Source organism: Idiomarina sp. UBA4206 (assembly GCF_002383015.1).
Lineage (GTDB): Bacteria > Pseudomonadota > Gammaproteobacteria > Enterobacterales > Alteromonadaceae > Idiomarina > Idiomarina abyssalis.
Genome location: NZ_DFTS01000041.1, coordinates 34,980 through 45,797 on the forward strand (window position 1 = coordinate 34,980; position 10,818 = coordinate 45,797).

Below are 10,818 nucleotides of genomic sequence, written 5' to 3' on the forward strand. Positions count from 1 at the left end.
CCTTTGTCGAAAACGCCATTATTAAAGCGCGGCATGCGTGTCAACAAACCGGGCTACCCGCTATTGCCGACGATTCAGGTCTTGCCGTTGCAGCGTTAAACGGCGCACCGGGTGTTTATTCTGCTCGTTATGCCGGCTCCAATGCGACAGACTCCGATAATATCAATAAATTATTACAGGCTTTAGAGGGTGTTGAAGAGCGTCAGCGACAGGCTAGCTTTCATTGCGTATTGGTCTATATGCAAAGTGCAGAAGACCCAACGCCAATTATCTGCCAGGGCCGCTGGGACGGACGCATATTAACAAAGCCAGTCGGTGAATATGGTTTCGGCTACGACCCCGTTTTTTGGGTTGAAGAAAAAAATGCTTCAGCCGCACAACTTGATAAAACAGAAAAACAAGCGCTCAGCCATCGTGGTCAGGCTCTGAAACAACTGCTTGAGCAGCTCACTAAATGACTTACCCACTGACGCTTCCGCCGTTATCTCTGTATATACACATTCCATGGTGTATTCAGAAATGCCCTTACTGCGACTTCAACTCACATAAGCTAACGGGCGATGTGCCCGAAGCAAGTTATGTCGGCCGTCTGCTGGAAGATCTAAGGGCCGACCTTGAGTGGGTACAGGAACGAGAAATTCGGTCTATTTTTATTGGCGGAGGCACACCCAGTGTACTCTCGGCTGCAGCAATACAACAATTAATGGACGGTGTGCGGGCAACAGTAACCCTGAGTTCTGACTGCGAAGTAACCATGGAAGCCAACCCGGGTACTTTTGAGACCGAAAAATTCTCCGCGTTCGTTGCTGCCGGCATAAATCGATTGTCTATTGGCATTCAAAGTCTGCAGAAGCACCAACTGCAGCGTCTGGGGCGTATTCATAACCCGCAGCAGGCAAAAGAAGCAGCCAGACACGCAAGTCAGTTACCGCTCGCCAGCTTTAACCTTGACCTTATGCATGGACTGCCGGACCAAACCGTAGAGATGGCATTAGATGACTTGCGTCAGGTCATCGCGCTGAACCCTCCACATATTTCCTGGTATCAGTTGACTATTGAACCTAATAGCCTGTTCGCAAGCCAGCCGCCTGAGTTGCCTGACGATGACACCTTATGGGAAATTTACCAACAGGGTCATAAGCTTTTGGAAGCGGCCGGTTATCATCAGTACGAGGTGAGTGCTTATGCAAAACCGAGTCACCAAAGCCGCCACAATAAAAACTATTGGCAGTATGGCGATTACTTAGGCATTGGCTGCGGAGCTCACAGCAAAGTCACACTTCCACAGCAAAATAAAATTCTGCGCTGTGAAAAGATAAAGCACCCTAAAGGTTATTTAGACCTGACTAAAGCTCTGCGTTATCAGTTAAAAGAAGTTGCAATTGACGACCGTATGTTTGAGTTCTTTATGAATCAGTTCCGCTTACTGGAACCAGTCAGCAAACATAACTTTGAACAGACTACCGGACTTTCCGCCGACTTAGCGTCAGAACACTTGCGTAAGGCAAAATCTCTGGACTTGGTAACTGAAAACACACAGCACTGGTGTTTAACACAGCAAGGCCACCGCTTTCTGAACTCAGTTTTAGATACGCTTCTGGATTAACCCAGAAGCGTATACCATTACTTAACCTGGAACTGTAAATCCCAGACGCCATGCCCTTTACCTTCGCCCCGGCGTTCAAACTTGGTTTTGGGTCGACTTTCTGGTCTTGGCACGTAATCTCCTGAAGCTGATAAATTGCTTAAATCAGAGGCTTCATTTAACACCTCCAGCATGTGCTCCGCGTAATTTTCCCAGTCTGTTGCCAGGTGAATAATCCCACCAGACTCTAGTTTCTGAGTTAATAAGCTCAAAAACTCTGGTTGCACTATACGACGTTTATGGTGACGCTTTTTATGCCAGGGATCAGGGAAGAAAATCTGAACGCAGTTTAGGCTTTTGTCCGGAATACACTGTTTCAACACCTCAACGGCATCTTCGTGAAATACCCGAAGGTTGTCTATCCCCGCTTCTTCGACAGCCATAAGACAGGCACCAACACCAGGCTCATGAACTTCGATACCAATGAAGTCGCGCTCGGGGGCATTAGCAGCCATTTCAACCAGTGAGTGCCCCATACCAAAGCCGATTTCTAGAGTTACAGGGGCCTTTCGATGAAAAACCTGGGCAAGATCCAACCGACCACTATCCAGCGTTAAGCCAAGAGTCGGCCAAAGGCGCTCAATTGCAGTTGCCTGCCCTTTCGTTAGCCTTCCTTCTCTTTTAACGAAACTCCGAACTGTTCTGACATACTTACCCGCCGCTGCGGCTTCTTCGGCACTTTTAAACTGGCTCATGACTTTCCTGACAATTAGTGACTTAGCTAATACCAAAAAAACAGGCCTGAAAAATCAGGCCTGTTTACAGTAGAGCTATTATCGCTATTTCAAGCAATCAATACAATTGGTATTAACGTGTTTTAGGTACACGGTTAACAACTTTCAATGTTGCTTCAATACGACGGTTTGTTTGACGATCAGCCGCGCTGTTTTCACGAACTTTAGGCTGAGATTCACCATGTCCTTTAAAGTCGACTCGGCTTCTGGCGATACCGTGCTTTTCAACCAACGCGTTAGCAACAGCTTCTGCACGACGCTCAGACAACCACTGGTTGTACTCAGCCTCACCGGTGCTGTCGGTGTGTCCATGAATAGTAATATCGAGTTGTGGATGCTCTTTCATGAACTCCGCCATTTCATCGATATCATTCCGTTCGCCACTACGAATCTCAGATGAATTCAGGTCAAACTCAACAAGTAATTCTTCAGTGATAGTCTCGTTCTCGTATAAAATGCAGCCGTTCTCATCCACTGAGTAGTTCTTAGGCGTATTTGCGCAATTGTCTTTAGAATCAACAACGCCGTCACCGTCTGAATCTACAGGCTCTGATTCTGGCTCAGGTGCTGCTTGTTGAGGTTCTGGCTGTGGCTCAGGACGAGGTCTTGGCTCAGGGCTTGTATCACGTCCGCCGAAGAACCACTGCAAACCAATGTTTGCAAACATTTCGGTGTAGTCTTCTTCCCAACCACGCTGGGCTCCACCTTCAATCCGCCACGCAAGATTATCGTTAATAAAGCTACGGTGACCGAGAGTTAGGCGAGCTGCGACATCGGTTACATCACCAATTTCAGTATTATTGACACCTAAACCGGCATAAAAGCTGTTATTAAAGTGATACAGCGCATCAACACCATAGCTGTCGCCATAGCCATCGCCACCGCCAACTAAGTCAGCTTCCATGTAATCGTAATAGATACGGGCTTCCCATGCCTCTGTAAACATCATGCCAGCTTCAATACCTGAGGTGATGGTTTTGAAACCGTCATCAACAAAAAATAACTGCTGATTTTTGACCGCAACGCGATCATCATCAGCAGAAAAGACGCCCAAACGCGCACCCAGATAAAAGTCGTTTTGCTCAACCTCAGTCTGCTGTGCAAAAACCGGAGCAGTTAACCCGGCGGTAAGCAAAGATAAAGTAATTAGGTTTAAGGTTTTCATTGCAAAGCTCCTTTTAATTGCAATAACAATCATGCTCGGAATATGAGACACTGTGTATGTCATAAAGAATAGTACATTCTTGAAATTAGTCATTTTTATTTGCAGAGATTTACAGTTGACTCAAACATTCAGCTCTCAAGTCCTTCGCTGGTTTCAACAGCATGGTCGCAAGCATCTTCCCTGGCAGAAAAATGTCACCCCATACCGTGTCTGGGTTTCAGAAATCATGCTCCAACAAACCCAGGTCACCACCGTTATTCCGTACTTCGAACGTTTTATGGAGACATTTCCCACAGTTCAAGCATTAGCCGAGGCTCCGCAAGACCGAGTACTGAACTTATGGACAGGTTTAGGCTACTATGCCCGCGCCCGTAACCTTCATAAAACCGCAAAAATCATTTGCACCCGTTTTAACGGTAAGTTTCCTAAAAAAGTTCATGAGCTTGAAGAATTACCCGGTATTGGTCGTTCGACAGCAGGCGCTATTCGTTCACTTGGGCATGGTGAGTACGCTCCAATTTTAGATGGCAATGTTAAACGTGTCTTAGCCCGCCACTTTGCTGTCGCAGGTTGGCCGGGTAAAACCAGTGTATTAAAAGAGCTCTGGCAACTCAGCGAAGAGCTTACTCCTGAGAGTGACTCTGGTGCCTATAATCAAGCCATGATGGATATCGGTGCAATGATATGCACCCGAACTAAGACGCTCTGCGAGCAATGTCCCGTCAACAATACTTGTTTAGCCAAAGCAAAGAATACAATGACACAGTACCCGGGTAAGAAGCCGAAAAAAGCCAAGCCAGTCAAGGCAACGCATATGCTGCTTTTCCGCCACCAGGGCCACTTGTTATTGGAGAAAAGACCGCAAACAGGTATTTGGGGAGGACTGTGGTGTTTCCCTCAAAGCTCAGAAGAAACAGAAGTGCCCTCAGTGATCAGGCAGTACGGGTTAACTGAGCATAGCCGCCAACAGTTGCACGGTTTCAGGCACACCTTCAGCCATTTTCATCTGGATTGCTACCCTCTGCTGATAGACGTCGTTCCCGCTGAAACTCAGCTTAACGATAACCAGCACCTCTGGGTAGAACCTGACACCGATAAGGACTTGGGCTTTGCTGCACCAACCGTTAGACTGATGAAACAATTAATGACCAATAAGTGAGTACAACATGAGTCGTACCGTATTTTGCCAGCATTATCAGAAAGAAGCCGAGGGACTGGACTTTCAGCTTTACCCCGGTGAACTGGGCGAACGAATTTTTAATAACATATCAAAAGAAGCCTGGGCTGAATGGCAAAAGAAACAGACCATGCTGATTAATGAAAAGCGACTAAATATGATGGATCCATCTGATCGCGAATTTCTTGAAGCCCAAATGACGGCCTTTTTATTTGAAGGCAAAGATCCCCAAATAGAGGGCTATACTCCTCCCGAGAAGTAATTGTCTCAGTAATCTTTTTTAAAGAATGCTCTTTTTTCTTGTCAATCTAAATTATTGTCTAATATATTGACAATAGGTATGGCTTATGAGCCTCACTGGAGCTTAGACAGCCAATCTGTTAGACTACTAACGAATTCAACAAAAGGGAGTCTCTATGAAAGCGCCATCCTGGCGAAGAGCCGTACTGAAAGTGGGGAGTGCGCTCATCGCGCCAGATGAAACTGGGGTTAGTACCAAATACCTTTTACCCATCGCTCGTTTTATTAACGAATGCCGCGAACGCGGACAAGAAGTTGTCTTAGTGTCATCGGGCAGTGTCGCTGCCGGACGCAAGCATATTAACTTTGAACACAAGAAAGTTCCTGTAGCCGTACGCAAAGCAATGTCAGCCGTCGGTCAGAATGAAATGATGGGCTACTGGTCGCGCTTCTTTGATTCCCCCTGCGCCCAGTTGTTAATGACACACAGTGACTTACGCGACCGCGCTCGCTACGTGAGCATTAAAAACACCTTAAACAGATTGTTAGAGCACAACATTTTACCTGTGGTAAACGAAAACGATGCTCTGGCTACCGACGAAATGAAAGTAGGCGACAACGACAACTTGTCAGCCATGGTAGCCACGTTAGTTGATGCCGACGCTCTGTTTATTTGTTCAGACATCGACGGCTTATACGATTCCGATCCAAACCTGAACCCGGATGCCAAGAAAATACCGGTGGTTGAACAAATTGACGAAAGTATTTACTCACTTGCCGGTGGTTCTGTGAGTTCTGTAGGTACTGGTGGTATGCGGACCAAAGTTGAAGCCGCTGAGAAAGCCACTTCCCATGGTATTGATACCTACATAGTCAACGGTCGCAAAGGCGAAACCTTTGAATCGTTGTTACAAGGTGACATCCCCGGCACATTATTCCGTCGCCAATCTGATCCAATTAGCAACAAAAAGCATTGGTTAAGACATACCTTGGTTGCTCAAGGTGAAATATTGGTTGATGAAGGTGCTGAAAAAGCATTAATTGAGAACGGTGCCTCGCTATTGAGTTCAGGCATTGTTGATGTACAAGGCGATTTTGATCGCGGTGACGCCGTGCTGGTTCGTAGCGCTAATGATACTGACGCTATTGCAAAGGGTATTTGTCAGTACAGCGCGCATGAACTTATGCACATTAAAGGGCAGCAAACAGAAGACATAGCTGAAAAATTTGGCTATAGCCCAATTACAGAAGTCATTCACCGTGACGATCTAATGATTTTGGAGGACGCATGAGCCAGCAATTAGCAAAAGAAATTTCACAGCGCGCTGCAAAAGCAGCACGCGCTGTAGCAACCTTATCTGAAGCAGATAAAAACCGTGTGCTACAGAAAATGGCAGACGCAATTCGCGCACGCCAGGACAAGATTATTGAAGTCAATAAGAAAGACCTGGCCACCGGTAAAGAGAAAGGCCTGAGCGATGCCATGATGGATCGCCTGGAATTGACACCGGAACGTGTTGAAGGCATGGCTTCCGCCATTGAGGAAATCATTGCATTAAAAGATCCGGTCGGCGACAGCTACGTGCTGGATGAACGCCCTAACGGAATGAAAATTGAAAAAATGCGCATTCCACTCGGTGTTATCTGCATGATTTATGAAGCGCGTCCAAATGTGACCGCCGATGCCGGTGCCCTGTGCTTCAAATCTGGCAACGCCGTTATATTACGTTGTGGCCGTGAAGCAATTGAGAGCAGTAAAGCCATTGCTGAAGCACTGCACGAAGCTTTAGAAGCCAGCAACTTGCCAAAAGACGTCATCACGGTAGTACCAACACCTGATCGTGAACTGATGACCGAGTTGCTGCAACAAAAAGATTATATTGACCTGGTTATCCCTCGTGGCGGCGAAGGTCTGATTCACTTTGTTAGTGACACCAGTAAGATCCCGGTGATTCAACACTACAAAGGCGTTTGCCATCTTTACGTTGATAAAGACGCCGACCTTGATAAAGCCCTGGCTATTTTACTTAATGGTAAAACCCAGCGTACCGGCGTTTGTAACGCGCTTGAAGGCTTACTGGTTCATCAAGATGTTGCTGATAAATTCTTACCTATGGCTGCTAAAGCCCTGGCTGAGAAAAACGTAACAATCCACGCCGATAAACGTTCAGTAAGCTACTTTGACGGCGCTGATGAGATTGCAGACGATGCCTTTGGCGAAGAATACCTTGCTCTGGAAATTGCGGTTAAAACCGTTGATAACTACGAAGGTGCTATTGAGCATATTCAGGAGTTTGGTAGTGGTCATACAGAAGTGATTATTACTGAAAACGATGAAACCGCTAAGCGTTTCATTCGTGAAGTAGATTCAGCCGTTACCATGGCGAATGTCTCATCTCGCTTCTCAGACGGCGGTCAGTTAGGTTTAGGTGCCGAAATTGGTATTTCTACCAGTAAGCTGCACGCTTATGGACCAATGGGTCTTGAAGCACTAACAACTGAAAAATTCGTGGTAACCGGTAACGGTCAAGTTCGCGACTAATTCAGTGCTTTAACGCATAAAAAAGCCCCGGCTCATTGAAGTGAGTCGGGGCTTTTTTTATGGCTTGAAGCTTAACGGCGATAACCCGTTAATAACTCAGGCCAGTCACGAGACTCCTTCCAGTAAAAAGTCTCGTTCTTTTCTTTTTCTTTGCGCAGGGAGCGCAGCAAACGCTGAATATTCGCTTCCTTCCACTCCCCGCTCTCACGGAAATCACACTTATCAAAATCCACAATCCAGGCTTTGTCGTTGTCATCCAGCATAAGGTTGTGACAATTCAAGTCCGAGTGATAAACACCAGTATCGTGCAATTGCTTAATAGCACTACCGAGCTTTTGCCAAAGCTCAGCTGAGAGCTGTTTCTCACGCAATAGCCGATAAACATCAACTGCGCCGGGAATCACTTCAACTAAAATATCAGCTTTATAACTAAATACGCCGGTCTTTTCCATTCTGGCCGCCACAGGGCGAGGAACCGGCAAGCCAATATCACGGAGTTTACAGAGCAAATCAAATTCGTGTATTGCCCGGCTTTTCTCCGCTGGCTCGCGTAAAAAACGGTCTTTATTAATTTTTCCAACCAAACCACCACGGTAATAGTGTCGTAACAAAAGCCCCAAATCGCCTTGTTGAATAAACCAGACAGTTGCACGCCCCGTCGAATTCCCGGCAATCGCCTTTTGTTGCTGCCAATATTGGGCTGAAAAATGCTTATCTTCTATCGTTTCTATAATATCGCTGTCATAGCGAATGAGCCCTCGGGGAGTCTGCTCTGTTTTTATCATACCGCTTCCTGTCAGAGTATATTCCAGTGCTCGCTTTAAGACTCTTAACGTAGCACCCTGATGCGTTTGTAAAACGCTTTTAGCAGCTTCATGTTGCGTTTTCATGACCGCTGTCTGCTGCATCAAACTCACAGCCTGTTTAATTTCTTCGGCATTTTTTACCCACCGCACAGCACCGACTTTAGACAGCTCAGCGTAAACCTGTGGGAAATTAAATACATGCCGCCCAGACATAACATTGGAGCCAGAAGCAATAACTTCAAGGGGGTTGTGCCCTCCACGCTCAATGATACTTCCGCCGACAAAGCTCATAGAAGCTAACTGCCCCCACAGCATCATTTCGCCCATACTGTCAGCGAGAAAGACATCACAGTCCTGTGGTATCTCATTAAGCTCGCTGCGTCGAGCCAACTTTAGTCCCGACTGCCGAGTCAGTTCCGCAACTTTTTCAAATTGCTCAGGGTGCCTTGGCGCAATAATAAGACAGGCATCAGGTTGTTCTGCCTGAACCAGCTTATGTGCTTTAAGAAGAACTTCATGCTCCCCGGGGTGACTGCTACTCGCCAACCAGACGCTCCTTCCAGAGCAACTCTGCTTCCACGGGTAAGCTTTATCAGTATCCTTGCCGGAAAGTTGGATATCGTATTTAAGGTTTCCGTCGACAAAAAGTCGACCCGGCGCTACCCCCAAAACTTTCATTCGACGCGCAGTTTCTTTATTCTGAACCGACACCAGAGTCAGTTGTTTCCATACAGCCTTCATAAGCCAATGGAAACGCCGATAACCCCTGGCAGAGCGCGCCGAAAGCCGGGCATTCAATAAACTTACAGGTACATTAGCTTTGGAAAAATGGTTCAGCATCTGCGGCCAAAGCTCTGTCTCCATTATCCATACAGCTTTAGGTTTCAGCTTACGCACGAAGCGCTTCGCTGAACCCGGAGTATCAATTGGCCAATAACGACAGCTGACAGACTCGCCAAAATGCTGCTGAATGAGTGTCCTGGCGGTTGGTGTCATACAAGTAATCAGCACTTTTTGCCCGGGCTGTTGATGCAACAGCTGCTCTATTAGTCGCTTAGCCGCTAAGGTTTCTCCAACAGAAACACTGTGGATAACTAGGCACCCCTGCAGCTTTTTATCAACAGCGCCTAATGCAAGCCTTTCTGACCAGTTCTGACGGTAACGGGCATCCTTCTTGCCACGCAGCCACAACCAGACAAAAACGGCTGGAGTGACCAGCCGCAATAGCATTCCATAGAGCCACAGTCTCATATTTTTTAACGCCAATACTCGGCAATCCACTTAGTCGGCAGGACTTTCCGGTACCACTTACCACTTCGGCCTTCTAATGCATCATCCGGGTGTGGCTTGCCATGAAAGATAATAACTTTTGCTTCTTCAGGTATACGGGGCTCCTGGAAAAAGCTTAACGGGAACGGGCGCAGACAATGACGTTTGAAGCTACGACACCACTTTTCCGGCCAGTATTTCAGCTTGTTCTGACGATCGACAAAGTGCGTAATGTACTCTTGTTCATTTCGCACATCGGCGGTAGCTGCATCAGGGTCTTTCTTCAAATGCTCTAAGGCGTCTTCATGTGCACCAATATTAAACCGGAATACCGAGGTATTGCCTGTAGCGTCTGATTTATCCCATTCTTTGATCACCATAAAGTCACCTTCAGGTTCAAAGAATTCATCAAGACTGCCGACAATAATAATATCCAGGTCCAGAAACAGTGTAGGCCCTTCAAGATCATACAAAGGGTTTGCGAAACAAGTCAGCTTTAGCCAACCGTGTCCTTTAGTCCAGGGAAGCTGTTCGTCAAAATCTTTGAAGCCGATTTTAGGAATCGCCTTTACTTCAATGTCGTCATTAATGCCTTCAAAATCGTCTGTAAAACAAACAAAACGGAATGGCCGACTGAGATGTCGGCTGACCATAGAGTGCAAAGTATTGACGTAATCTGAGCCATACTTTTTACCCCATTTAATACAAATTACATTAACTGTGTTTTGCTCTGAAGAGTTTCCGCTCTCTGTAACCTGATTCATAATCACTCCTGGATCTTAAACTACCGCGCATCATGCCATATTTTAGCTCATTTAGGTACGCCGATCTGAATCCTCAGAGCCTGCGTATTAGCTGACTGAACATTTAAACTTAAGTGACTATGACCACTCACACCGTTCGGTTAATACTCGGCGACCAACTCAATGTCAGGCACTCCTGGTTCCGACAAAAGGAGCAAGGTGTACTTTATGTCATGATGGAGCTAAAACAGGAGACTGACTACGTCGTTCATCATCGACAAAAAGTTTTGGCTTTTTTTAGTGCAATGCGCGCCTTTGCTAATGCATTAGACTCGGCTGGGCATCGAGTACACTATATTAAACTGGATGACAGCGACAACCAGCAAAGTCTGACACAAAACCTTGAATATATTATCGCTCAAAACAAGGGAGCGGTCCTGGAATGTCAGCAACCCGACGAGTACCGGCTCGATCACCAACTTAGAAGCTGGGCTGGC

General features: G+C 46.5%; 11 protein-coding genes. 7 read left to right on the plus strand and 4 right to left on the minus strand.

Going from position 1 to position 10,818, the window contains the following annotated elements:
• Positions 1-458, plus strand: a 458-nt coding sequence (gene rdgB, locus B3180_RS08840; protein WP_286844084.1) for an RdgB/HAM1 family non-canonical purine NTP pyrophosphatase, incomplete at its 5' end; no start/stop codon positions are given.
• Positions 455-1,606, plus strand: coding sequence for a radical SAM family heme chaperone HemW (gene hemW / locus B3180_RS08845; RefSeq protein WP_286844086.1), 1,152 nt, complete (start codon positions 455-457; stop codon positions 1,604-1,606). The genes rdgB and hemW, both read left to right, overlap by 4 nt.
• 17 nt (positions 1,607-1,623) lie before the next feature.
• Here hemW and trmB read toward each other — a convergent pair whose 3' ends face one another.
• Together trmB and B3180_RS08855 are read right to left on the minus strand one after the other, a co-directional pair.
• The gene (gene trmB / locus B3180_RS08850; RefSeq protein ID WP_199495118.1) at positions 1,624-2,340 is read right to left on the minus strand and encodes a tRNA (guanosine(46)-N7)-methyltransferase TrmB; all 717 of its coding nucleotides are present in this window, start codon (positions 2,338-2,340) and stop codon (positions 1,624-1,626) included.
• Between the two features lie 112 nt (positions 2,341-2,452).
• Positions 2,453-3,544: an OmpA family protein gene (locus B3180_RS08855; RefSeq protein WP_199495119.1), complete on the minus strand. Its 1,092-nt coding sequence runs from the start codon at positions 3,542-3,544 to the stop codon at positions 2,453-2,455.
• Between the two features lie 115 nt (positions 3,545-3,659).
• Between B3180_RS08855 and mutY the strand changes: the two genes are divergently transcribed.
• The 4 genes from mutY to B3180_RS08875 all read left to right on the plus strand — a co-directional run bounded on the left by mutY (position 3,660) and on the right by B3180_RS08875 (position 7,503).
• The gene (gene mutY, locus B3180_RS08860; protein ID WP_199495120.1) at positions 3,660-4,703 is read left to right on the plus strand and encodes an A/G-specific adenine glycosylase; all 1,044 of its coding nucleotides are present in this window, start codon (positions 3,660-3,662) and stop codon (positions 4,701-4,703) included.
• A gap of 7 nt (positions 4,704-4,710) precedes the next feature.
• Complete coding sequence (locus tag B3180_RS08865) at positions 4,711-4,983, plus strand: oxidative damage protection protein (RefSeq protein WP_054489235.1); 273 nt, start codon at positions 4,711-4,713, stop codon at positions 4,981-4,983.
• Between the two features lie 154 nt (positions 4,984-5,137).
• On the plus strand, positions 5,138-6,253 hold the full coding sequence (gene proB, locus B3180_RS08870; protein WP_054489237.1) for a glutamate 5-kinase: 1,116 nt from the start codon (positions 5,138-5,140) through the stop codon (positions 6,251-6,253).
• A complete protein-coding gene (locus B3180_RS08875; protein ID WP_222235669.1) occupies positions 6,250-7,503 on the plus strand; it encodes a glutamate-5-semialdehyde dehydrogenase in 1,254 nt (417 codons plus the stop codon). The genes proB and B3180_RS08875 overlap by 4 nt, the downstream gene beginning before the upstream one ends.
• Positions 7,504-7,574: 71 nt before the next feature.
• Here B3180_RS08875 and B3180_RS08880 read toward each other — a convergent pair whose 3' ends face one another.
• Positions 7,575-9,560 carry a 3-deoxy-D-manno-octulosonic acid kinase gene (locus B3180_RS08880; protein WP_278358484.1) on the minus strand — a complete coding sequence of 662 codons (1,986 nt, stop codon included), beginning with the start codon at positions 9,558-9,560 and terminating at the stop codon, positions 7,575-7,577.
• A 5-nt stretch (positions 9,561-9,565) separates the two neighbouring features.
• Positions 9,566-10,342 (minus strand): glycosyltransferase, encoded by a 777-nt coding sequence (locus tag B3180_RS08885; RefSeq protein ID WP_199495122.1) that lies wholly within the window; start codon positions 10,340-10,342, stop codon positions 9,566-9,568.
• A 119-nt stretch (positions 10,343-10,461) separates the two neighbouring features.
• Here B3180_RS08885 and B3180_RS08890 point away from each other — a divergent pair.
• On the plus strand, positions 10,462-10,818 hold a 357-nt coding region (locus B3180_RS08890), incomplete at its 3' end, for a cryptochrome/photolyase family protein (RefSeq protein ID WP_286844093.1).